19 protein-coding genes are annotated in these 24,485 nt (G+C 65.4%); 4 read left to right on the top strand and 15 right to left on the bottom strand.

Going from position 1 to position 24,485, the window contains the following annotated elements; all coding sequences use genetic code 11:
* Position 1 precedes the first annotated feature (1 nt).
* The 5 genes from FGD77_RS08925 to FGD77_RS08905 all read right to left on the bottom strand — a co-directional run bounded on the left by FGD77_RS08925 (position 2) and on the right by FGD77_RS08905 (position 6,141).
* A complete protein-coding gene (locus tag FGD77_RS08925; RefSeq protein WP_255008655.1) occupies positions 2–748 on the bottom strand; it encodes a 4Fe-4S dicluster domain-containing protein in 747 nt (248 codons plus the stop codon).
* Between the two features lie 91 nt (positions 749–839).
* Positions 840–3,668 (bottom strand): molybdopterin oxidoreductase family protein, encoded by a 2,829-nt coding sequence (locus FGD77_RS08920; protein ID WP_255014161.1) that lies wholly within the window; start codon positions 3,666–3,668, stop codon positions 840–842.
* An 83-nt stretch (positions 3,669–3,751) separates the two neighbouring features.
* Complete coding sequence (locus FGD77_RS08915) at positions 3,752–5,209, bottom strand: PLP-dependent aminotransferase family protein (RefSeq protein WP_255008653.1); 1,458 nt, start codon at positions 5,207–5,209, stop codon at positions 3,752–3,754.
* Positions 5,210–5,282: 73 nt separating this feature from the next.
* Positions 5,283–5,864, bottom strand: coding sequence for a DUF1523 family protein (locus FGD77_RS08910; protein WP_255008651.1), 582 nt, complete (start codon positions 5,862–5,864; stop codon positions 5,283–5,285).
* A 10-nt stretch (positions 5,865–5,874) separates the two neighbouring features.
* Entirely contained in the window at positions 5,875–6,141 is a 267-nt protein-coding gene (locus FGD77_RS08905) for a hypothetical protein (protein ID WP_255008649.1), read from the bottom strand.
* 322 nt (positions 6,142–6,463) lie between these two features.
* On the opposite strand from FGD77_RS08905, the gene FGD77_RS08900 reads away from it, so the two are divergent.
* Positions 6,464–6,853 (top strand): nuclear transport factor 2 family protein, encoded by a 390-nt coding sequence (locus tag FGD77_RS08900; protein WP_255008647.1) that lies wholly within the window; start codon positions 6,464–6,466, stop codon positions 6,851–6,853.
* Positions 6,854–7,000: 147 nt separating this feature from the next.
* On the opposite strand, the gene FGD77_RS08895 is transcribed toward FGD77_RS08900, so the two are convergent.
* On the bottom strand, positions 7,001–8,209 hold the full coding sequence (locus FGD77_RS08895; RefSeq protein ID WP_255008645.1) for an aminopeptidase P family protein: 1,209 nt from the start codon (positions 8,207–8,209) through the stop codon (positions 7,001–7,003).
* Positions 8,210–8,372: 163 nt separating this feature from the next.
* Here FGD77_RS08895 and FGD77_RS08890 point away from each other — a divergent pair, with 163 nt between their 5' ends.
* The 3 genes from FGD77_RS08890 to FGD77_RS08880 all read left to right on the top strand — a co-directional run bounded on the left by FGD77_RS08890 (position 8,373) and on the right by FGD77_RS08880 (position 12,128).
* Positions 8,373–9,371 (top strand): P1 family peptidase, encoded by a 999-nt coding sequence (locus FGD77_RS08890; RefSeq protein WP_255014160.1) that lies wholly within the window; start codon positions 8,373–8,375, stop codon positions 9,369–9,371.
* Positions 9,372–9,454: 83 nt separating this feature from the next.
* Positions 9,455–10,576 (top strand): transporter substrate-binding domain-containing protein, encoded by a 1,122-nt coding sequence (locus tag FGD77_RS08885; protein ID WP_255008643.1) that lies wholly within the window; start codon positions 9,455–9,457, stop codon positions 10,574–10,576.
* 73 nt (positions 10,577–10,649) lie between these two features.
* Positions 10,650–12,128, top strand: a complete 1,479-nt coding sequence (locus tag FGD77_RS08880) for an NAD-dependent succinate-semialdehyde dehydrogenase (protein ID WP_303626360.1) — start codon at positions 10,650–10,652, stop codon at positions 12,126–12,128.
* Positions 12,129–12,189: 61 nt separating this feature from the next.
* On the opposite strand, the gene FGD77_RS08875 is transcribed toward FGD77_RS08880, so the two are convergent.
* From FGD77_RS08875 to FGD77_RS08835, 9 genes are all read right to left on the bottom strand, one after another.
* The gene (locus FGD77_RS08875; RefSeq protein ID WP_255008639.1) at positions 12,190–12,657 is read right to left on the bottom strand and encodes an Hsp20 family protein; all 468 of its coding nucleotides are present in this window, start codon (positions 12,655–12,657) and stop codon (positions 12,190–12,192) included.
* 138 nt (positions 12,658–12,795) lie between these two features.
* Positions 12,796–13,590, bottom strand: a complete 795-nt coding sequence (locus FGD77_RS08870; protein ID WP_255014158.1) for a serine protease — start codon at positions 13,588–13,590, stop codon at positions 12,796–12,798.
* Positions 13,591–13,677: 87 nt separating this feature from the next.
* Complete coding sequence (gene glcF / locus FGD77_RS08865) at positions 13,678–14,988, bottom strand: glycolate oxidase subunit GlcF (protein ID WP_255008637.1); 1,311 nt, start codon at positions 14,986–14,988, stop codon at positions 13,678–13,680.
* A complete protein-coding gene (locus tag FGD77_RS08860; RefSeq protein ID WP_255008635.1) occupies positions 14,988–16,109 on the bottom strand; it encodes an FAD-binding protein in 1,122 nt (373 codons plus the stop codon). The genes glcF and FGD77_RS08860 overlap by 1 nt, the downstream gene beginning before the upstream one ends.
* A gap of 59 nt (positions 16,110–16,168) precedes the next feature.
* Positions 16,169–17,608, bottom strand: a complete 1,440-nt coding sequence (locus tag FGD77_RS08855) for an FAD-linked oxidase C-terminal domain-containing protein (RefSeq protein WP_255008634.1) — start codon at positions 17,606–17,608, stop codon at positions 16,169–16,171.
* A gap of 180 nt (positions 17,609–17,788) precedes the next feature.
* Positions 17,789–19,834, bottom strand: coding sequence for a hypothetical protein (locus FGD77_RS08850; protein ID WP_255008631.1), 2,046 nt, complete (start codon positions 19,832–19,834; stop codon positions 17,789–17,791).
* Positions 19,831–22,578, bottom strand: a complete 2,748-nt coding sequence (locus FGD77_RS08845) for a DUF4159 domain-containing protein (protein ID WP_255008629.1) — start codon at positions 22,576–22,578, stop codon at positions 19,831–19,833. The genes FGD77_RS08850 and FGD77_RS08845 overlap by 4 nt, the downstream gene beginning before the upstream one ends.
* Positions 22,575–23,474: a DUF58 domain-containing protein gene (locus FGD77_RS08840; RefSeq protein WP_255008627.1), complete on the bottom strand. Its 900-nt coding sequence runs from the start codon at positions 23,472–23,474 to the stop codon at positions 22,575–22,577. The genes FGD77_RS08845 and FGD77_RS08840 overlap by 4 nt, the downstream gene beginning before the upstream one ends.
* Positions 23,471–24,478, bottom strand: coding sequence for a MoxR family ATPase (locus FGD77_RS08835; RefSeq protein ID WP_255008625.1), 1,008 nt, complete (start codon positions 24,476–24,478; stop codon positions 23,471–23,473). Before FGD77_RS08835 ends, FGD77_RS08840 begins: the two co-directional genes overlap by 4 nt.
* Positions 24,479–24,485 lie beyond the last annotated feature (7 nt).

The raw sequence follows: 24,485 nt of genomic DNA, 5'->3' as shown, positions 1-24,485 counted from the left end.
GTCAGAGCGCCCCCAGCGCGCGGTCCAGCCACGCGACAAACCCCTTGGTTTCCTGCGCGACGGGTTCAAGGAAAGGGGCGAGAACATCCGTCTGATCGAGCGAGTCGCGCGGGCGCGGCGGCAGGTATTTGTTGACCGGCTTCGTGCCCTGCTCGGGCATCAGATCAAAGCCCCCCCGCGCCGCTGTCAGTTGGCTCACATGGCTATCGGGATCGCCGAAATCGCCAAAATGGCGCGCGCCTGCCGGGCAGGTGCGCACGCAGGCAGGCTCGCGGTCCTCCTCGGGCAGGTTTTGGTTGTAGATGCGGTCGACGCAGAGGGTGCATTTCTTCATCACGCCTTCGGCCGCGTCCATTTCCCGCGCGCCATATGGGCAGGCCCACGCGCAGAGACCGCAGCCGATGCAATCGCTTTCGTTTACCAGAACGATACCGTCCTCGACCCGCTTGTAGCTGGCGCCGGTGGGGCAGACGGTGACGCAGGGTGCATCCTCGCAATGCAGGCAGGATTTGGGGAAGTGGACGAGCTGGGCGGCGCCGCGATCAGGCTGTACCTCGTAGCTGTGAACCCGGTTCAGAAACGTGCCGCTGGGGTCCGCACCATATGGCTGCTGATCGCTGAGAGGGGCGCCGTAATTTTCGGTATTCCAACCCTTGCAGGAGATGACGCAGGCATGGCAGCCGACGCATGTATCCAGGTCGATGACGAGGCCCAGTTTGCGCTGGGTGCTGGTTGGAAGGTTGGTCATCGATTGATCCGTCGGCTGTTGCGGGCAAGGCAGGACCGGGGCGCTGCCCCGGACCCCGGGATATTTCTGGCAAGAAGAAATGAAAGGCAGGTCATTTTCCGACCTTCCACTGCAATTCATCCGGCGCCTGCCCTACGGGTGATTTGATCGGCGGCATCACCGGGTGCGCCTGTTGCGGGGCGCCGGTTTTTTCGATCTTTACGCGCAGATCGAACCATGCGGCCTGCCCGGTGACCGGGTCGGAATTGGCCCAGCGCAGGCCATCACCCTTGGGCGGCAGAAGTTCGTGAATGAGGTGGTTCAGCAAAAAGCCCTTACTCCCTTCGGGGGCGCCATCCTTCAGCGCCCAGGCGCCCTTGCGTTTGCCGATGGCGTTCCAGGTCCAGACAGTGTGCGGGTTGAGCGCGGCCATATGCGCGACCGGCACGGTGATTTCTCCATGGGCCGAGGTGACGCGCGCCCAGTCGCCATCGGCGAAGCCGTGTTTTTGAAAGAGGTTCGTGGGCAAATAGAGAGGGTTGTGCCCATGGATCTGGCGCAACCACGCGTTTTGCCCCCCCCAGCTGTGATACATTGCCATCGGGCGCTGGGTGAGGGCGTGGATCGGGTATTCTTCGCCATCCACATGACCATCCTCCAGCGGGGGATACCAGATGGGCAGGGGATCGAGCGTCGCCTTGATCCGCTCGCGCAGGTTGTCGGGCGGCTGGCGGTCACCATGCCCCTCGGCGGCCAGTTGAAATTTGCGCAGCGGTTCGGCGTAGAGGTCAAAGAGATAGGGATGCGGGATGTCGAAGATACCGATGCGCACGGCCCAGTCCTGATAGGCCATGTTCCACGGTTTGTAATATTGCGCATCCTCGGGGATGTGCTGGACGCAAAAGCTGCCATTTGCGATGTAGTTGTCCAGCTGTGCCGCGTTGGGCGCACCGCGTCCGTGGACCGTGCCAAGTTCCCCCATACGCCAGCCCGCCAGCGGGCCGATGCCCGGCTTGCGCTGGTGATTGGTGATGTAGTCGGCGTAATTGGCGTATTTCTGGCCGCCATCCCCGGTGACAAAGCCGGGCAGGTTCAGCCGCGCGCCCAGCTCGCACATCACCGACTGGAAGCCGCGCACATCGCGGTCCGGCTGCACCACCGGCCAGCGGATCGCGTCGGCGGCGGCGTTTGGCTCGCTTATCGGGCGGTCCAGCAGGGAGATGCAGTCGAACCGCTCCAGATAGGTGGTGTCAGGCAGGATCAGGTCGGCATAGGCGACCATTTCACTGCTGTAGGCATCGGAATAGATGATGCGCGGGATGACGTAATCGCCGTTTTCATCGGTGTCGGTCAGCATTTTGGTCACGCCGACGGTGTTCATCGACGAATTCCACGCCATGTTCGCCATGTACAGAAACAGCGTGTCGATCTTGTAGGGATCACCAGCATGGGCGTTCGAAATCACCATATGCATCAGCCCGTGGGAACTGAGCGGGTTTTCCCACGTGAACGCCTTGTCGATGCGCGCGGGGCTGCCGTCGGCCTTCAGGCACAGATCCTCCGGCCCGGCGACATAGCCCAGGTGAGGCCCATCCAGCGGTGTGCCGGGCGCGCTGCGCGAGTGGGGTTTGGGGTGAATCGACACCGGCTTGGGGTATGGCGGTTTGAAGCGCATCCCGCCGGGCACCTCGACACTGCCGAGCAGGATTTGCAGCACATGCAGCGCGCGGCAGGTCTGAAAGCCGTTGGAATGGGCTGAAATGCCGCGCATCGCGTGAAAGCTGACGGGGCGGCCCGTCATGGTCTGGTGCGTCTCACCGCGGAAATCGGTCCATTCGCGCTCCAACGTAATCGCCTCGTCAAAAGCGACGCGGGCCAGTTCGGCGGCGATCGCCTTGATCTTTGGCACGGTCAGGCCGCAGCGGTCTGCCACCGCCTCGGGCGCGTATTTCGGGTCGAGATAGCGTTCGGCCATCAGGTGCATGACGGGGCGGTGCGTGATGCCGGCCGCGCGGTGGGTGGCGTGCAGATTGGGGCGGATGCCGGGGGTGTCAAACGCTACCGGTTTGCCGGTATTCCGGTCGATCACCAGCGGCTTGCCGTTCTCATCGCGCAAGAACAGGCCGTGATCGGGCGATTTGGCATCGCCATTCACCAGCACCGGCGCGTTGGTGTAGCGCGACAGATACTCCACGTCGATCTTGCCCGCTTTCATCAGCTCATGGACGAGGCTGAGGATGAACAGGCCATCGGTGCCGGGGGTGATGCCGACCCAATCATCGGCGACTGCGTTATACCCGCTGCGGATCGGGTTCACCGCGATCACCCGCGCGCCGCGGGCCTTGATCTTGCCTATGCCCATCTTGATCGGGTTGCTGTCATGATCCTCGGCGACGCCGAACAGCATGAACATCTTGGTGTGGTCCCAATCGGGGGTGCCAAATTCCCAGAACGCGCCGCCCATCGTGTAGATGCCTGCCGCCGCCATATTGACCGAGCAGAATCCGCCATGCGCCGCGTAATTCGGCGTGCCGAAATTCTGCGCCCAGTAGCTGGTGAAACTCTGGGACTGATCGCGTCCGGTGAAAAAGGCCAGCTTTTCGGGCGCTTCGGCGCGCAGGGGTGCCAGCCAGTCGGTCGCGAGACCCAGTGCCTCGTCCCAGCTGATTTCCTCGAATTCGCCCGACCCTCGCGGGCCAACCCGTTTCAGCGGCGCGCGCAGGCGGGCGGGCGAATTGTGCTGCATGATGCCGGCGCTGCCCTTGGCGCACAGAACACCCTTGTTCACCGGATGGTCGCGGTTGCCCTCGATATAGGCGACCTTACTCTCCTTCATGTGCACATTGATGCCGCAGCGGCAGGCGCACATGTAGCAGGTCGTCTTGCGCACCTCGTCCGAAACCGGCGGGCTGAGGTCAAGATCGGGCTGATGATGCGGCACGGCGGCAGACCCTTCCAGCGGTTTGGGCGGAAACATATCCTATCCCTGCCAAAGTAAGCAGAATTTCGTTCCCGTTGTCACCTCTATTCTCTCAGCGCTTCGGCGATCAGGGCGATGCCAGCGCCGATGCGCTGTGACGGGATCGACGAATAGGCGAGGCGGTAATAATTGCGCGGCGGGGCATCGCCGTGGAAAAACGAGGCGCCCGGCTCGATCAGCACGCCGTGGCTGCGCAGACTGACCGCGACGGCGCCCATATCCACACCCTCGGGCGCACGCATCCAGATGGACGATCCGCCATGCTCGCCACGCCCCGCGACGGTCAGGCCATGCTGCGCCAGCGCCGCCTCCATCACGCGCCGGCGTTCGCCATAGGCGCGCGACATGCGGCGGATCAGGCTGTCATAATGCCCAAGGCTGAGAAAATAGGCCGCCGTGCGCTGCATCAGGCCGGGCGGGTGGCGCAGCACGCTGGCGCGCAGCGCGCGCGCCTCGCGGATGAAGGGGCGCGGCCCGACCAGATAACCCAGCCGCAGACCCGGAAAGATCGACTTGGAAAAGCTGCCGACATAAATCACCCGCCCATCGCGATCGAGCGATTTCAGCGACGGCGATGGCGCGTTCAAAAACGCCATTTCGAACTCGTAATCATCCTCGACGATCAGCGCGTCCATGTCCCGCGCCGATGCCAGCAGCGCGCGACGGCGCGCCATCGGCATGGTGGCGTTGGTCGGGCATTGGTGGCTGGGCGTGGTGAATATCACGTCGGCATGATCCGGCAGCGCGCCGGGGCGCAGACCACGCGCATCCACCGGGACGGCGGCGGTATGACAGCGCGACTGCGTCAGGATATCGCGCAGCCCGTGATAGCAGGGGTCTTCGACCACCGCCGTGCGCCGCTGGGTCAGCAGCACCTGCGCGGTCAGCCATAGCGCGTTCTGCGCGCCCATCGTCACCAGAATTTCATCTGGCTCGGCCAGAATGCCGCGCCTTGGCAGCGTATGACGGGTGATGAATTCGATCAGCTGTGGATCGTCCTGATCGTAGTAGTCGGTGGCCTGCGCATGAAAATCCCGCATGCCCAGCGCCCGCAGCGCGCAATGGCGCCAGTTGGCGTGATCGAACAGCTTTGGGTCGGTCTGCCCGTAGAGGAAAGGATATGGATAATCGGCCCAGTTCAGCGGCCGGTCCGGCGTCGCCCCGCCGGAAAAACGCTGCCCCAGCGCGCGGGACCAGTCGATGCGGTCCTGCCCCGGATGGCGCGAGGCAAAGCGCGGCGGTTCGGGCGCGGTATCCGATATATAATGGCCCGAGCGGTCGCGCGCCGCCAGATAGTCGTTCGCCTGAAGGTCGCTATAGGCCAGCGTCACGGTCATGCGGCTGACGCCCAGATGCGTGGCAAGGCTGCGCGATGACGGCAGCCGCTCGCCCTTTTTCAGCCGACCCGACAGGATGCCCTCGGCGATCATCTGCTGGATGCGCGCCTGAAGCGTGCCTGCCCCATCAGGGCTGAGGAAAAACGTCTCGACCGGGATTGCCATGGCCTGATGTTAGACTGGACCTATCGGACGCGCAATCTGGCCCGATGCCGGGGGCAGGCCTTTCGCAAGGATCCTAACCCCAGCCATCGGTATATTCGTCAAACTTGCGCTTTTCGCGGCGCGCCCAGAATTTGTTCCATCGGGCCCAGATACCCCAGGAAAGGGCGGCCAAAAACGTCAGGATGATGATGTTCAACCACGGGATGATACGCACGTCCGGCCCCTCGACCGCCTTTACCGAGATCGCGTTAGGGAAGATCGAAAAGAATTCGTTGCGCCATCCGTAATGCGTGATCAATACCCACTGTGGCGACCCGGCGCTTCTTTTAGAGATCAGGTCAGACGCTTCGGCCTGAAGATTCGACGTGTCGAATTTGAAATAGGGCGGCCAGCCCCAACCAGTATCCTCGTTGCGGTAGATCATCGGCTTGTCGTTGGTGCGGAACGCCTGAATGAAGAAGACGTCCCGGCTTGACGGCGCGACGGCATTGCCGCTGCTTGACTCGGCCCAGAAAATCGAGTTTTCGCCGAAATCGACGCGCTTTTCATATGTGTCTGTGATGCGCGCGATATCGTGCTGCGGCAGTGTGTAGTTCAGGAATGCGAGAATGATCACCCAGAACACGCCCCAGAAAACCCATTTTATGTAGACCATTCAGCCCCCCTCACTTGAAATTCGTCAAATACACGATCGCTGTGATCACGATCACCGGCACAATGTAAACGCCCCAGATCAGTTTTCGTCGCACCGACCCATCATATTCCTTCAATCCCGCCTCGATATAGGCATCGCGCGCGCCCGGACGGCCCGTATCCTGCCATTCGCGGTCCAGCTTGCCGCGCCGTACCCGCCGCGACCAGAGCGACAGCACAATATAAATCACCGTCAGGACGGCCCCGCCGATGAGAATGAGCTTGAGCAGTGCCAGCACTTTGTCTCCGCCGTTTGGTTATATTTTTCATGTTACTGCGGAATCGCGCCACATGGAAACATCAAGTGGTGCAGCGGCACAATGGCGCAGCATCTTGTGACCCGCGCGGACCCGGCGCACCAGTATCGTCGCCGCGCAATAGCGGATGAATTGGACGCGCTCCTTACCGGAGGTGTTGTAGATTGCGCACGGCGTCAGGTGCGGTGCGCAACCTCGCATGGCCCGCTGCGCGCCCTGAGCGGTCCTTGCCACTCGATCAGCGTCCGCATGTGGTAAATTTTCGTGGCAGGATGTACGCTCGCAGGCTTGGGAGGGCCGACACATGATCGATCCGAAGGTAATAGAAGGTATTGCCGCCGACTATACGGCTGCCTGGAACTCGAAATCTGCGGATGCTGTGGCATCTTTCTACGCGCCGGAGGGCGAAATCATCATCAATCGCGGAGAACCTTGGACAGGGCGATCGCGCGTGCGCGAGATGGCAGCGGGCTTTTACGCCGATGTCCCCGATCTCTCACTGACTTGTGATGATGTTCGTTGTTCGGGCAATCACGCCATCTTCGTCTGGACCTTTACCGGCCATGCAGCGACCACTGGCAATCCCTTGAATATCCGCGGTTGGGAAGAGTGGGAGCTTGACGGTGACCTCAAGGTAATTGCGTCCCGCGGTTGGTTCGACGCCGAGGACTACGCGAAGCAAGCTGGCGGTTAACGCTGATAGACAGTTCGCAATCGCCACCGCAAACTACGCCATACGGCGGCAAAGTTAGGCATAAGCAACCCCGGCGGCGGTGCAACACATCTGGCAAGGGGCGGCCCATGACAGGCCGCCCCCCTTTCAGGTCATGTGAAACCAGCCCTAGCCGACGACGTTGAAATCCGGGCCGTAGGGATAGCCGGTGATGTCCTCGTTGCCGTCTTCGGTGATGATCAGAACGTCATGCTCGCGATAGCCCCCTGCACCGGGCTGATCGTCCGCGATGGTCAGCATCGGCTCCATCGAGATGACCATGCCGGGCTCCAGCACCGTGTCGATATCCTCGCGCAGTTCCAGACCCGCCTCGCGGCCGTAGTAATGCGACAGGATGCCAAAGCTGTGGCCATAGCCGAAGGTGCGGTACTGCAGCAGCTGACGCTCTTCGAGGAAGGTATTGATCTTGTGCGTGATCTCCGAGCAGGTTGCACCGGGCTTGAGCAGGCTCATGCCGTATTCGTGCGCGGCAATATTCGCCTCCCAGATCTTCAGCGACGCGTCGTCGACCTCGCCCACGAACATCGTGCGCTCCAGCGCGACGTAGTAGGCGCTGATCATCGGGAAGGTGTTCAGCGACAGGATATCGCCGGTTTCCAGCTTGCGCGCGGTGACGGGGTTGTGCGCGCCGTCGGTGTTGATGCCCGACTGGAACCAGACCCAGCTGTCACGGTATTCCGCATCCGGAAATTCCTTGGCGATCTCCAGCTCCATTGCGTCACGGCCTGCGATGGCCACGTCGATTTCGCGCGTGCCGACGCTGATCGCGTCCTTGATGGCATAGCCGCCGACATCAGCGACCTTGCAGCAGCGACGGATCAGATCCAGTTCGGCCTGGCTTTTGGCCATACGCTGCACCATCGTGGTGGGCGCGATGTCGACCGATTTGGATGGCTTGAGGAAGCTGTCCAGCTTGGATTTCTGCAGCAGCGTCAGGTGATCGGCCTCATAGCCGACGACTTTGCCCTCACCCGATACGGACAGGATCGCGCGCCAGTAATTGTCGCGCTGCCAGTCGGTGTAGGTGATGTTGTCGCCGTGGCTGCGGCGCCAGGGCTGACCTGCGTCGATCCCGGCGGAAATGGTCACATCCTGATCGGCCGTGACGACCAAACCGTAGGGGCGACCGAACGAGCAATAGAGAAAACCGGAATAATAGGCGATATTGTGCATCGAGGTGAACACGGCCACGTCGACACCCAGATCGGACATGCGCGCGCGCAGTTTCTTCAAGCGCGCGTCATACTCGGACGCCTCGAATTGAAGTGCTGCCTTTTCGCCGTTGTGAAAACGGTACATTTCTGGACGTTCAGTCATTTCGACCCTCCTAGAAAAAGAAAGGTCCCGGCGTTCAGGACTGTTTGATTATGCGGCTTTGACCCGATTCGGGCGAGCGGCGCCACCGCTCAAACCTGATGCTGTTGTTGCCGATTTCACAGATTCTGGCAAGGTATTTTGCAAAGTGATGAAAGGCCACATGATGCGCATCCAGACCGGCCCCCAAAACCTGTTGACCGACGTGCCGGGGCTGCGCGTCGGCAACGCCAGCGATGGCGCGTTGAAATCGGGCGTCACGGTGCTGACGGCGGATACGCCGTTCACGGCGGGCGTGCACGTCATGGGCGGCGCCCCCGGCACGCGCGAGACGGATCTGCTGGCCCCGGACCGCACGGTGCAACAGGTCGATGCGCTCGTGCTTTCGGGCGGCTCGGCCTTTGGGCTGGACGCGGCATCGGGGGTGACGGATGCGCTGCGGGCCGCCGGGCGCGGCTATGCCGTGGGGGATGTCCGCGTGCCGATCGTGCCGGCGGCGATCCTGTTCGATCTGCTGAATGGCGGGGCCAAGGGGTGGACCCAAAACCCCTATGGGCCGCTGGGCGCTGCGGCGCTGGCCGCCTGCGATACCCGTTTCGATCTGGGCAGCGTGGGCGCCGGAACCGGTGCGTTGACGGCAACGCTGAAGGGGGGGCTGGGGTCGGCGTCCTGCGTTCTGCCCTCGGGGCATGTCGTCGGCGCGCTGGTGGCGGTTAACGCGCTGGGATCGGCGACCGTGGCGGACGGCCCGCAGTTCTGGGCCGCGCCGTTCGAGATCGGGAATGAGTTCGGCGGTCTCGGCCCTGCGCGCGACTATGGCAAGGTGCATCTGCCGCGCACCAAGATGGGCGATGACGCAAACACCACCATCGCCATCGTCGCCACCGATGCCGCCCTTGGCCAAGCGCAATGCACGCGCATGGCCACTGCCGCCCATGACGGCATGGCGCGGGCCTTGCTGCCGTCACACACGCCGATGGACGGTGATCTGGTCTTTGCCGCCAGCACAGGCGCGCACGATTTGAACGATCCGGCGCGCGACACGCTGCTGCTGGGCCATGCCGCTGCGACATGTCTGGCCCGCGCCATCGCGCGCGCCATCTATATGGCGCGGCCCGCACCCGGGGATGTGCTGCCCTGTTGGTCGCAGCGTTTCGCAGGGTAGAGACAAAGCGCGCTGTACCCTTGCACCTACTGCCGCAAATACCGATAAGGCGCGTCATCCGGAAACAAGGGAGACCGCACGCCGTGCCGACAACCAAAACACGTGCCCCCGCCCGTGCATTCGCCTTGATTTTCGCCCTGCTTCTGGGCGCGCTTCCCGCGATCGCGCAGCAACAGGGCGCCGCCCCAACGCCGCAATCGGCGCAGGAGACCGGCCCGCTGATCATCGCGACCAAGGACGTGCCGCCTTTTGCCTTTGTCGGGGCGGGCGGTGAATGGACTGGCATCGCCATCGACGTCGTCACCGCCGTAGCCGCCGATCTGGGCCGCGCCGTCGAATGGCGCGAAGACACGCTGAGTGGCATGCTGAGTGCCGTCGAGGCAGGCGAGGTGGATGCAGCCGCTGCCGCCATCACCATCACCCCCGCGCGCGAGGCTGCGCTGGATTTCACCTTTCCCTACTATACCACCGGTCTGGGCATCGCCGTCGACCCGGAGGCCGGCACTGGCTGGTTTCAGGTGGTACGCAACCTCTTTACTTGGCAGTTTGCCGTCGCCATCGCCACGCTGTCCACCGTCCTGCTGATCGCCGGCGCCGCCGTCTGGGCGTTCGAGCGCGGCCATAACGAGGAATTTCCCAAGGACACGGCGCAAGGCCTGGGCGATGGGTTCTGGTGGGCCGCTGTCACAATGACCACCGTCGGATATGGCGACAAGGCGCCGCGGACACTGGGCGGGCGGATCGTCGGGGTGATCTGGATGTTCACCGCCATGCTGATCGTCGCCAGCTTTACCGCCGCCATCGCCGCATCGTTGACGGTCGGCAGTCTCGGCACCCCGATCCAGAGTGTTTCGGACCTGAAAAACTACCGTGTCGGTGTCGTAAGCGACACGACGGGCGCGGATGAAATGGCCGCGCGCGGCCTGCGCATCGCGCATTACGACAACGTCGCGGACGGGTTCGGCGCGCTTTTGGAAGGGCAGATCGGCGCGTTTGTCTATGACAAGCCGCTGATGCAATATATCGCGATGCAAAACTACGAGGGCGAAGTGCGCATTCTCGAAGATGCCATCGGGCGACAGGACTATGGCATCGCCCTGCCCACCGACTCTGAACTGCGCGAACCGATGAACCGCGCCCTTCTGACCTACCTGCGCAGCGAAGACTGGACGCGCGTGCAGACCCGGTATCTGGGCAATAACTGACCTGCCCCGCCCGGCGTATATGGACAAAACGGGCGCAAGATGCTTTGCCTCGTCGCAAATTCAACCCGAAAGGATGCATGACATGAGCAAGACCGATCTCAAATCCCTGCTCAAGGATCCCAGCCTGCTGGCCGACAAATCCTATGTGAACGGCGAATGGGTCAGCGGCGACAAGACGTTCGACGTGAAAAACCCCGCGCGCGGCGACGTCATCGCGCAAATGGCGGACCTCAGCCGTGATCAGGTGGCTCAGGCCATCGCCGCCGCCGAGAAGGCCCAGAAAGAATGGGCCAAGTGGACCGGCAAGGAGCGCGCAGGCGTGATGCGCAAATGGTTCGATCTGATGATGGAGCACCAGCACGATCTGGGCATCATCCTGACCGCCGAGCAGGGCAAGCCGCTGGCCGAAGCCAAGGGCGAGGTCGCCTATGGCGCGTCCTTCATCGAATTCTTCGCCGAAGAGGCCAAGCGCGTCTACGGCGAGATCATCCCCGGCCACCAGCGCGACAAGCGCATCAACGTGATCAAGCAGCCGATCGGCGTCGCCGCCTCGATCACGCCGTGGAACTTTCCCAACGCGATGATCACCCGCAAGGCCGCCCCGGCGCTGGCCGCGGGCTGCGCATTCGTCGGGCGCCCGGCCAAGGAAACCCCGCTGAGCGCCACCGCCATGGGCGTTCTGGCCGAACGGGCCGGCATCCCGGCGGGCGTGTTCAACATCGTCACCTCCTCCAGCTCGTCCGAGATTGGCAAGGAGTTCTGCGAGAACCCCGCCGTGCGTAAACTGACCTTCACCGGCAGCACCGAAGTGGGCCGCATCCTGCTGAAACAGGCCGCCGATCAGGTCATGAAATGCTCGATGGAGCTGGGCGGCAACGCACCCTTCATCGTGTTTGACGACGCCGATCTGGATGCCGCCGTCGAAGGCGCCATCATGTCCAAGTTCCGCAACAACGGCCAGACCTGCGTCTGCGCCAATCGGATCTACGTGCAGGCAGGCGTCTACGACACTTTCGCGGAAAAGCTGAAGGCGGCGACCGAAAAGCTGAAGATGGGCGACGGTCTGGATGAGGGTGTCACCCTCGGCCCGCTCATCAATGCAGACGCGATCACGAAGGTGCAGGAGCATGTCGCCGACGCCAAATCCAAGGGCGGCAAAGTCATCCTGGGCGGCGGCGAGCCGACCGACGGCGACGGCCACTTCCTGCCCCCCACCATCATCACCGGCGCCACGCAGGACATGCAGTTCGCCACGGACGAGACATTCGGCCCCCTCGCGCCGCTGTTCAAGTTCGATGATGTGGATGATGTCATCGCGATGGCCAACGACACGATATTCGGCCTTGCCAGCTATTTCTACGCCAAGGATCTTTCCCGCGTCTACAAGGTGGCCGAGGCGCTGGAATATGGCATCGTCGGCGTGAACACCGGCATCATCTCGACCGAGCTGGCCCCGTTCGGCGGGGTCAAGCAATCCGGCCTTGGCCGCGAAGGCAGCCACCACGGCATCGACGATTATCTGGAGATGAAATACATCTGCATGTCGGTCTGAGCCTCAGACAGCTGATGCTGACAAATACGCCCCGCCGGAAATCCGGCGGGGCGTTTTCGTCCTAGTTCACCGCTTTGGTGTCAAGAACGTCCTTGTTGCTGGCGCTGCGGCTTTCGATCGCGATGCGGCGGGGTTTCAGCGCCTCGGGCACTTCGCGCACCAGATCGACATGCAGCATACCATCGGCATGGGCCGCGCCGGTCACGCGGACATGGTCGGCCAGCTGAAAGCGCCGCTCGAACGCGCGGGTCGCGATACCGCGATGCAGATATGTGCGCTCTTCGCCGTCATCTGCCTTCTGGGCCGAAACGATCAGCGCGCCCTCGCGCAGCTCGACCGACAGATCATCCTCGGCAAAGCCTGCCACGGCAATTGAAATACGCCATCCGTCGTCCGCAGTCTTTTCGATGTTATAAGGGGGGTAGGTCGGCTGTGCGACATCACTGGTCAGGACACGGTCCATCATGTCCGCGATCTGGTCAAAGCCAACAGTGGCCCGATAAAGCGGGGCCAAGTCAAAGTTTCGCATGGGTCATCCTCCATTGAGCGATAACAGTATGTTATGCCTTCCCTCATGGGACAGGCGGCCTTTGCGCGGACCCTTGCGGCGTCCGGCTCTAGATATCTGGGTAAGCGGCGCGGCCGTTTCAAGGCCCGGCCAAGCGCCTTATGGCTTGGCGAATTTCGCGCCGGTCCGGCGCGGCTGGGCGACAGCCGCCATGTAGGGTCGGCTGCCCGCGCGCATGACCCCGCCCGAGGCCAGTTCGGCCCGCAGAACCTTCAGCGGCAGTTCCAGCTGGGTGCCCAGCGATACCTTCTGCCCATCCACATCAGCCATGGCCGACACGACCGACACGACACGCGGCGCACCGCCGTCAAACGTAAAGATGGGCGCGCCAGAGCTGCCGAAATCCACGTCACACGACATCACCAGAACGCCTTCCTGATTGGCCATCACATCGCAAACCTCTTGCAACGAAGGCACATCCGCGCGACCGCGCGCATAGCTGACGACGCCGACGCGCTGCCCGGTCCGGGGCCGTTTGTCGGTGCCGAAGGGCACAACGCGCGCGTTGCGGATGGGGTGCCGCAACTCCAGCAGGGCGACGTCGTCGCGCACGCGCGAGGCAGCCGCGACCCCGCCAAAGGCGTAGGACGGATGCACCACCGCCCGCCTGACCCAGCGATAGGCCGAGGCGTGGCCATTGCGCCAACCGGCCAGAAACTCGATCTTCTCATCCTCCAGCCGCGCGCCCGTCGCCTTGTCATAAAGGCAATGCGCCGCCGTCAGCACCAGATCGGGCGCAATCAGCGCCCCGGTGCAAAACCCGCGCCCGGCAAGGTCCAGACGGCCCACACCCTCCCAGCCGCGCCCGTCATCGCCGGTATCGAGCCGCCTCAGCCCGGTGTCCTGCGCTTGCGCGGCAGGCACCGTCAGGACGGCCCAGGTCAGGGCCAGCATGATGACCGTCAACAAATGGCGCGGCATGCATGTCTCCGATCATGTAAAGGTCGGGCAGATTCGGCTACCGACGCTCTGAGGTAAAATTCAGGCATCCGGCGTGACACGCACGCGCCCCGCCAGGCTGGGCGGCACCGGACCGCCAGTTGCCCAGTCCAGCAGTTCGACCGTGTGCACGACCGGCACATCCGTGCCGCTGCCGATCTGCATCATGCAACCGATATTACCAGCTGCGATGATATCGGGCGCCCGCGCCTCCAGCGTCTGGATCTTGCGGTCCTTCAACTGGCGCGAAATCTCGGGCTGCATCAGGTTGTAGGTTCCGGCCGACCCACAGCACAGATGGCTATCGCTGGGCTCGACCACTGCAAAGCCCGCGCGCTTCAGCAGATCCTTGGGCAAGGTCTTGATCTGCTGGCCATGTTGCAGCGAACAGGCGGCATGATAGGCCACTGTCAGCCCCTTTGGCGCGCCTTCGGGCAGGTCCAGTTGGGCCAGCAGCTCGGTCACGTCCATCGCCCGCGCCGACACCCGCGCGGCATCCACGGCCAGCGCATCATCGCGCAACATGTGCCCGTAATCCTTGACCGTCGTGCCGCAGCCCGAGGTGTTGATGACAATGGCATCAAGGCCACCGCCATTCATCTCGGCGCTCCACGCGCGAATGTTGCTGGCCGCCGCCGCGTGGCTTTCACCGGTCTTGCCCATGTGATGCACCAGCGCACCGCAGCATCCGGCCCCCTTGGCCACCACCACTTCGCAGCCCAGCCGCGTCAGCAGGCGGATGGTGGCATCGTTGATATCCGTATTCAGCGCCTTCTGCGCGCAACCCGTCATCAGCGCGACGCGCTTGCGGCGCGGCGCGGCGGGCGCAAAGCTCTGCGGATCGTCGTTGCGGCTGACCGGTGGAATCTGCTCTGGGGCCATCTCCAGCATCGCGCGCAGCCGCGCATCGGGCATCAGCCGCGCAAAGGGGCGCGCCGCCTTGGCCCCCAGCAGGGCAAGGCGAAAGCGCATCGGATAGGGTAGTATCCGCGCCAGCATCCAGCGCAGCGCGCGCTCGCCCAAAGGACGCTTGTAGCGCTCTTCGATATAGGCGCGCGCGTGATCGACCAGATGCATGTAATGCACACCCGACGGACAGGTCGTCATGCAGGCCAGGCAGGACAGGCAGCGGTCGATATGCAGCACCGTCCTGGCGTCCGGTATGCGGTCATTCTCCAGCATGTCCTTGATCAGGTAGATACGGCCGCGCGGGCTGTCCAGCTCATCACCAAGCACCTGATATGTCGGGCAGGTTGCCGTACAGAACCCGCAATGCACGCAGGCGCGCAGGATCGCGTTCGACCGTTCGGTATCGGGATCGGCCAATTGCTCGGGCGTGAAATGGGTTTGCATCAGATCCCCCTGCCGCCCGGCGCCATCAGCCCCGGGGTAAAGATCCCTCGCGGATCGAACCGCGCGCGCAAGCCTGCCTCAATCGCCGCAAGGGGTGCCGCCGACCGGGGGAAAACGCCCAGCCGCAGCTTGGTCTCAGGAGATGCGCGCACCAGCGTTGCATGGCCATCAAACCGGCACAATTCCGCGCGCAGATCCGTCCCCTCCGGCACGCGCAGCCAAATCAGACCGCCGCCCCAGTCAAACACAGCATCGGCGCCCGGCACGCACGCGGCCAGCGCCGGTGCATCCGAGGGACGCGTGGACAGGCGCCACACATCCCCAGCCCCCTGCAGCGCAGCGACATCGCGCACATCGCGCCAGACATCCCCGGCATCCGCCAAAACCTGCCAGTCACCAAATTCGGCCAGCAGGCTGCTCAGACGCTCGGCGCGATAGGCGACCGACGCCGCAAACCCCTCCAGCCTCAGCAGGGTGCGCGCCGCTCCGGCCACGACATGGGTTGCCCCCGACACCTCATAGGGCGATCCCAGCGCGCGCGACAGGGCCGCAACGGCGCGCGCAGGCTCCAGCCCGTCCAACGCCAGAGTCGCGGACGCGCGCGCCACCGGCAGCACCTTCAGCGACACCTCGCTCAACACGCCCAGCGTGCCATGGCTGCCCGCCATCAGCCGGGCCAAATCATAGCCGGTAACGTTCTTCATCACGCGCCCGCCATTCTTCAGCACGCGGCCCATGCCATCGACAAACCGCACGCCCAGCAGAAAATCACGGCACGCCCCGACCGAAATACGCCGCGGGCCGGAAACATTGCCCGCCACCACGCCCCCGATGGTCGGCATGCCCTCCCCCCCCAGCAGCACGCGATGATCCATCGGCTCGAACGGCAGGCACTGCCCCTCGCGCGCCAGCAGCGCCTCGACCTCGGCCAGCGGTGTGCCTGCGCGCGCCACCAGCGTCAGCGCCCCCGGCTCGTACAGCGTCACACCGCTCAGCCCGGCAGTCGACAGCACCTCGCCCTGCGCCAAGCCATAGCTGCGCGTGCCGCCGCCAACGATGCGCAATGGCCCAGCGGCACCGGCGACCATCTGCGCAAGCTCCTGTTCAGTTTCCGGACGCATCACTTTCTTCTTGCCTTAAATATCCAATCAGAACTTACCACACGCGCCGCCCCCGGATCCTACTGCGCCGCCATCCGCCGCGCAGCACTTTGCGCGAGCGGAAACACCTTGGCCGGGTTCAGCAGCCAGCCGGGGTCGAACACATCCTTGACCGCCATCTGCATGTCCAGATCCTCGGGCGCGTATTGATACTTCATCAGATCGCGCTTCTCGATTCCGACCCCATGTTCGCCGGTCAGGCAACCACCCACCTCAACGCACAGCTTCAGGATTTCCGCCCCAAACGCCTCGCATTTTTCCAACTGGCCGGGCGTGTTGGCATCGTAGATGATCAGCGGGTGCATGTTGCCGTCCCCGGCATGAAACACGTTGCCCACCTTTAGCCCGAACTCATCGCTCAGCTCGCCAATCCGGCGCAGAACGAACGGCAGCTGGCTGACCGGAATGGTCCCGTCCAGACACATGTAATCCCCCATCTGCCCCATCGCACCAAACGCGGATTTGCGCCCCAGCCAGATGCGCGCGCTTTCCTCAGCCGAGGCGCTTTCGCGCAGTTCGACGGGGTCATGGCGACGCGCGATCTCAAGGATGATCTCAAGCTGCTCGTCGATCTCGGCCGGGCTTCCCTCGACCTCGACGATCAGCAGCGCCTCGCAATCGGGGTATCCGGCATGGGCGAACGCCTCGGTCGCGCGGATGCAGGGGCTGTCCATGAATTCGATGGCGACGGGCAGAACGCCGGCCTTGATGATGTCGGACACGCAGGCGCCCGCCACCTCGCTGCTGTCATATCCGATCAGCACCGGGCGCGCGCCCTCGGGCTTGGGCAGGATGCGCAAGGTCGCCTCGGTCACGACTCCCAGCTGCCCCTCGCTGCCGCAAATCAGCGCCAGCAGGTCCAGCCCCCCGGCATCCATGTACGCTCCGCCGATGTCATGCACCGTGCCGTCCATCGTCACCAGTGTCACGCCCAGCAGGTTGTTGGTCGTCACGCCGTATTTGAGGCAATGCGCGCCGCCCGAATTCATCGCGATGTTGCCCGCAATGGCACAGGCCAGCTGGCTGCTGGGGTCGGGCGCGTAGAAGAACCCATCCGCCTCGACGGCGCCAGTCACGCTCAGGTTCGTGCGGCCCGATCCGACGCGGATGGTGCGGTTGGGCAGATCCGTCTCCAGCACTGCATTCAGACGCGCGACGCCCAGCACGACGCAATCGGCGGTCGGCAGCGATCCACCGGCCAGCGACGTGCCGGCGCCGCGGGGCACGATGGGCACGCGCATCTCATTGCACAGGCGCAGCACGGTCGCGACCTCGTCGGTCGTGCGCGGCAACGCGACGGCCAGGGGCGGACAGCGATAGGCACTGAGCGCGTCACATTCATACGCGCGCGTCTCGGCCACATCGGAAATGATCGTGCCGGGCGGCAGCGCCGCTGACAGCCGCTGCACGATCTGCGGCTTGCGCGCGACAATTTCAGCGTCGGGTGTCGGCATCTCCATGGACCATCCTCCTGCGCGAACGGTATGCAAGCGCCGCGCCCAAGGCAAGCCACCATGGACGCGGCGCGCGCCTAGCTTGAACGGCCTCGCAAGGTCAGGCCATAATTTTTGCTTCAAGGCGCCCCGATCATCAGTCAAAAAAACGCTGGGCAGCTAAGTTTGCCAAGGGTCGCCGCCCGCCTAACGCCGCCCTTCGCGCAGCCACGCGCCCGTCACCAATGCGGCGATCAGTATCAACACCAGCCACGCGGGCAGCAAGGCGGTCTGCGTCACGCTTTGCGTCACATAAGCGCCGCGCGGCGTGATCCCCAGCCAGTCGCGCCCTGCGGCAGGGCGCCCCTCACGCACCGCGCGAATGTTTGGCACGCCATCCTCGATGGCGCGGACGGCGCCATTCGCGCCCGCGATCAGCGGTGCCAGCGCCGCGCCGCTGGCGATGGTTTGTTCGAACTCTACCGGCGCGGCGGGGCCAAGGCCGATGACCGCGCTCTGGTCGCCGCTGATCAGACGATACAGCCCGATCTGCGGGCCGTCATACTGTGCCTCGAACCGGCCCGGCGCGACCTCCTCCAACGGCAAGGTCACCTCGCTGCCATCCGGCGCGGTGATCGTGACATCTCTGGCGTCCGCGCCCAGCGACCGGCGAATGATGCGCATGCGCTGGCCCGTCGCCTCGGCCCACAGCGCCTCTTCCTCCAGTTCCGGTTCTTTCATCATCCAGTGGGCAAGGCGGCGCAGCAGCTCCAGCTGCGGCCCGCCTCCCTCATAGCCGCGGTTCCACAGCCACGCGTGGTCCGACGCCAGCAGCGATACGCGCCCCTCACCGACGCGGGCAAGCATCAGCAGCGGGCGGTCCCCGGCACCCGACATCAGCACGTCGCCCTTCGGCGCGTCGACCTCGATCTGGCGCAGCCAGCGGCCCCATTTGCCGTCATGCATGTCCTCCAGACCGGCAGTCACCGGATGCTTTTGCCCCAGATCCGTTATGGCAGGACGATACGCCTGATCGACCACGCGGGCCGTGGGGCGTGCGGGCACGATCGCCTCCAGTGGCGAGCGGTAGAGGCTGTTTGCCCCGGCGAAATCCGGCCCGGCGGCAAACAGGACTGCGCCGCCCTTCTGCACGTAATCCGCCACGTTCTGGAGGTAGAGCGCAGGCAGGATGCCGCGCCGTTTGTAACGATCAAAGATAATCAGGTCGAAATCGTCGATCTTTTCCAGAAACAGCTCGCGCGTGGGAAAGGCGATCAGGCTTAATTCGTCGACCGGGATGCCGTCCTGCTTGTCGGGGGGGCGCAGGATGGTGAAATGCACCAGATCGACGGAACTGTCCGATTTCAGCAGGTTACGCCACGTGCGCCCGCCTGCATGCGGCTCGCCCGACACCAGCAGGACGCGCAATCGGTCGCGCACGCCGTTGATCTGTACCAACGCTGTATTATTTCGCGCGGTCAGTTCGCCCTCCGCTTCGGGCGTGGCAAATTCCAGCACATTGCGCCCGCCATGCGGCAGCGCGAGGGGCAGCTCGATAGGGCGTCCGACCGGCACGGCAAAGCGCTGCGGCGCCGCGCCGTCGATGGAGATATCCAGCGGCACCTCGCCCATACCCTCGGGCGCGGCGCCGCTATCCTCGATCCGCAGGGTCAGGGTGATTTCCTCGTCCAGAATGGCGAAGGCCGGCGCACCCTCGACAATCAGGCGGCGGTCCCAATCCGTCGCGCGGCCCGTATGCAGCAGGTGCAGCGGCGCGGGCAGGGTCGGCGCGCGCTCCAGATCATGCAGGCGCCCGTCGCTGAGCAGGAACGTCCCCGCGATGCGCCCCTGCGGTTCGCTCGCCAATGCTTCGGCCAGCGCGGTCATCAACTGTGTGCCGCTGTCGTCAGTGCCGTCGGCCACACTGACCCGGCGCACCTCGACCCCGCGCGCGGTCAACCGCGCTTCCAGCGCATCCGCCGCCTGGCCCGTCATGTCCGCGCGATCGCCCAGCCGCTGGCTGGCGCTGGCATCCTCGACCACGATGGCGATGTCGGTCAGATCCTCGCGGTCCTCGCGGCTGAGGGTCGGCCCCATCAGCGCCGCCAGTATCACCGCGACGCCAAGGCCGCGCAGCGCCCAGCCCGACAGGCCCCGCCACGCCGCCAGCGCCAACGCAGCCAGCGCCACGCCGCCAAGGCAGGCGATGATCCAGACCGGCAGGACCGGATCGAACAGGATGCTGCCCGTCATTGGCCCAGCCTGTCCAGAAGGGCCGGGACATGCACCTGATCGGATTTGTAGTTACCGGTCAGCACATGCATCACCAGATTGACGCCAAAGCGGTGCGCCATCTCGCGCTGCCGCTCTCCGGTATAGCCGCGTCCGACCGGGCGCATCGGCGCGCCATTGTCGTCCACGGCCCACGCGGAGGCCCAGTCATTGCCACCGATCACCACCGGCGTCACACCATCGTTGAGATCGCGAAACGGCATGCCGGGGGCCAGTTGCGCATCCTCGGGCGACGCTTCGACCCAGACGGGGCGGCCGGCATAGCGGCCCGGAAAATCCTGTAGCAGATAGAATGTGCGCGTCAGCACGTGATCGCCCGGCACAGGCTCCAGCGGGGGGATATCCAGCGGCGCGGCCAGCCGTTGCAGCCGCGCGCCGTTTTGCGACGCCGCACCAAAGCCCGCGATATCGGCGTCGCGCGTGTCGAACAAGATCAGACCGCCGCTGCGCAGATAGGCGTTCAGTTTGGCATAGGCCGCGTCCGACGGGGTGGGCTGCGCGGCCGTGATCGGCCAGTAGAGCAGTGGGAAAAACGCCAGCTCGTCGGTTTCCAGATCGACTCCCTCGGGCGCGCCCGGCTCCACAGTGGTGCGATAAAACAGCGTCTCGCCAAGGCCGCGCAGCCCGGCATGGGCCAGATCGTCCAGCGCGGTGTCGCCGGTCAGCACATGCGCCAGCGTCACCTCGTCGGCCAGCGCCTGTGCCGGGCGGCCTTGGGCGGCAGAGGGATCCGGCAGCGCAAGAACCAGAGCAAGGATCGCAGCCCCGCGCACCGGCAACAGACGTCCCGACAGCGCCAGCGCGGCGACGATATCGGCGCTGAGCAGCACCAAGGCGGCCGCCAGCAGCCAACCGGACAGCGGGGTTTCAGCCGCGCGTGTCAGCCCCTGAACGTCGGCCCCCGCAGGCCAGTCCGCAGGGGCCAGCGTATCGTCCGCGCCCAGTACGCCGCGCGCGATACGCCGATCCTCGCCTTCGTAGAGCCCCGGTTGCAGATTGGGGCCGAGCGGCGCATCCAGCAATGCCTCGCCCGCAACACCCGGCAGGGTGCCCGCATCGCGCAAGGTGCCGAACCCGTCCAGCACCTGCACCGCCTGCCACGTGGTCCCGGCCAGATCCTCGGCCACGGGCGCGGCGGCGCCCGAGGAGATCGCCAGCCGCTCCAGCATTTGCACGAAAAGGCCCGACAGGGGCAGACTGCTCCATTCCGCGTTAGCAGTGACGTGAAACAGCACTACCTGCCCCTGCCCGATCCGCTTGCGCGTGACCAGCGGCGTGCCGTCCCCCAGCTGCGCGATGACGCGGGCGGCCAGCGTCGGATCCGGTTGGGCCATGACCTGGCTACTGACCGTCACGTCGTCCGGAACGGCAAGCCCGGCAAACGGGCTGTCCTCGGCAAAGGGTGCCAGCGCCTTGGGCGCGCCCCAGCTCATCGCGCCGCCGACACTGCGACCCCCCTTGCGCAGGCGCACGGGCATCAGCGCGTCCTCTTCGCTGCGCGACACGTCGCTGGCGGCAAGGCGCGGCCCGGCAAAGCGCAGCAGCATGCCACCCGCATCGGTCCAGTCCAGCAGGGCGGTTTCCTCGGCCTGCGACAGGGTCGCGACATCGGCCAGAACGATCACGTCAGGATTTGCGGGCAGCACATCCATCAGCGCACCGCCCATCAACGCGGCACTAGGTGCCAGCGCGCGTTCGAGGTAGTGCAACGGCGACAGCAGCTCCGGCCCTTCGCGGTCATCGCGCCCGGCGATCAGCGCGACCTCGCGCCGCCTGAGGCTGTCATCGCTCAGCGCGACGGCGCCGGCATGGCCTTGCCCTGCGATCTCGAACCGGGTCAGCCGCGCGCGCAGCTCGCCCGGCAAGGTCAGCGCGCCGGTGGCCTGCGCTGCGCCCTGTGCAAAGGTCAGCGGCAGCGTGGCCAGCACGCGCGGCGTGCCCGACGGATCGCGCCCATGGGCCAGCACCGTCACCTGCCGCGCCCCGCCGGGGGCAAGGCGCTGCGCCGTCAGTTCCAGCGCGCCATCCCCAGCCCGCGCCGGGATAAGCGCCAGAAGCGGCTGAGCCGTCTGGTGGATGGTGACGGTGCCGCGCGCCTCCAGCGCCCCGAGCAGGTCCAACCGCCCCTCATGCGCCAGACCATCCGACAGCCACAGCGTGTCGAACTCCCGCCCTTCCAGCAGATCGGCGGTGCGCGTCATCATATCAACCGTTGGCGCCCAGGCGGCGGGTTCCAGCCCCGCCAGACGGTTACGCCATGCGCCCGCCGCCTGAAATTCGGGCGGCTGCGGGTCGCTCAGGCGCATCAGCGCGACGGGGCGGCCATCGCGCCCGGCCTCGGCCAACGCGGTGTCCAGCAGATCGCGCTGCGCCTGCCAGTCGCGGGCGCTGGCCCAGCTGGCATCCATAATCACCAGCAGCTTGCCGGTGCCGCGCCCCTCGCTCGCGCCGCGCGGATTCAGCACCGGTCCGGCCATGGCGATGATCACGGCCGCCAGCGCCAACATGCGCAGCAACAGCAGCCACCATGGCGTGCGATCCGCCGCGCTATCTTCGTCCCGCAGGCCAAGCAGCAGCGCAACCCCCGGAAACCTGCGCCGGATCGGCGCCGGCGGCACGGCGCGCAGCAGAACCCACAGAACCGGCAGCAGCGCCAGCGCGACCAACAGCCACGGCGCGGTGAACCCTATGGCGCCCAGGGTCATCGCGCCGCACCGAGCGCAGAATAAAGCCACAACAGCGCAGACTCCGCCGAGGCATCCGTATGGTGGCAGAAATACTGCCACCCCGTTACGGCGCACAGGCGGCGCAGGGCGTCCTTGCGCTCGGCCAGACGGGACAGATAGCGGTCCCGCAGGTCGTCAGCCCTCAGCGTCTCATGCGACAGCGTGCCGCCGATGGATTCGAAAATGGCGCGGCCGCGATAGGGAAACGCCTCTTCGGCCGGGTCCAGCACCTGCATCAGCGCGCCGCGCACACCGCGGTCGGCGGCGCCGGTCAGGGCGGCGCGGATGCCTCCGAAATCACCCAGAAAATCTGACACAAAGATCGCGTGCCCCTGCGGCGGCAAGCCGCGCGCATCAGGGGCGGCATAGTCGCCCGCGTCCTGCGCCCCGTCCTGCCCGCCGGCCAGCATCCCGGCCAGCCGCGCGATCTGCGCAGCGCCCCGGCGCGGTGGCAGGACGTGGCCGGTCAGGCCCACACGCTCGCCCCCCCGGTCCAGCAGAATCGCCGCCGCCAGCGCCAGAAGCTGCGCGCGATCGGCCTTCTCCGGCAGGTTCCTGTCGCTGGAGAACCGCATTGACGCCGCGCCATCGACCCACAGCATCACCGTCTGGGCGATCTGCCATTCCCGCTCGCGCACGAATTCGACGTCACTGCGCGCCGAACGGCGCCAGTCAATGTGGCGGCGCTGGTCGCCCTCCCGCACTGCGCGGTATTGCCAGAAATCATCGCCCAGCCCCGCCCGCCTGCGCCCGTGCTGGCCCAGCAGAACCGACCCCGCCAGATGCCGCGCCCGCGCCAGCAGCGCGGGCAGACGCGCCGCCTCGGCCTCCGCCCGGGCGCGCAATCTGGCCGAGGGGGCGGCAGTTTGGGTCACGCGGCGGCCTGCGTCCGGTCCATCACGGCAACCGTATCGACAATCAGCGCGCTCAGGCTGTCGCCCCGCGCGCGCGCCGCGAAATTCAGCGCCATGCGGTGAATCAGCACCGGCTGCGCCATGTCCGCCACATCCTCGGCGCTGGGGGCCAGCCGCCCTTGCAGCAGCGCCCGCGCGCGCACCGTCAGCATCAGCGCCTGCGCCGCGCGCGGGCCGGGGCCCCATGCCACGCTGTCCTGCACGCGATCCGACGCATCCGGCTGATCTGGCCGGAAGGCGCGCACGAGGTCCAGGATCATGTCCATCACACCCTCGCCCACCGGCATCCGGCGCAGCAGAGTCTGCGCCGCGATCAATTCGGTCGCGGAAAACACCGCATGCGCCGCCTCCTCGGCCACGCCGGTCGTGGCCAGCAGGATGTCCCGCTCGGCGCTGCGCTCTGGATAGGGCACGTCGATCTGCACCAGAAACCGGTCCAGCTGCGCCTCGGGCAGGGGATAGGTGCCCTCCTGCTCGATCGGGTTTTGCGTCGCCAGAACGTGAAACGGCGCCTCCAGCGGGCGGTTCTGGCCCGCGACCGTCACCTGCCGCTCCTGCATCGCCTGAAGCAGCGCCGATTGCGTGCGCGGACTGGCGCGGTTGATTTCATCCGCCATCAGAAGCTGGCAAAAGATCGGGCCTTCGATGAACTTGAACGCCCGGCTGCCATCGGCGCCGGTCTCCAGCACCTCGGACCCCAGAATATCGGCCGGCATCAGGTCGGGCGTGAATTGCACACGGTTTGACCGCAGCCCCATCACCACGCCCAGCGTTTCCACCAGCCGCGTCTTGCCCAGCCCCGGCAGGCCCACCAGCAACCCGTGACCACCACACAGCAGCGCGGCGAGCGCCAGGTCGACGACCCGCTCCTGCCCGATGAAACGGCGGGTGATCGAACTGCGCGCCTCGGCCAGCCGCCCTTGCAGCGCGTCTATCTTGGCGACCAGATCGGCGCTATCAGTCATGGAAATT

This window comes from Roseovarius sp. M141 (assembly GCF_024355225.1).
GTDB lineage: Bacteria > Pseudomonadota > Alphaproteobacteria > Rhodobacterales > Rhodobacteraceae > Roseovarius.
This window is presented reverse-complemented; position numbering and strand designations above follow the sequence as displayed.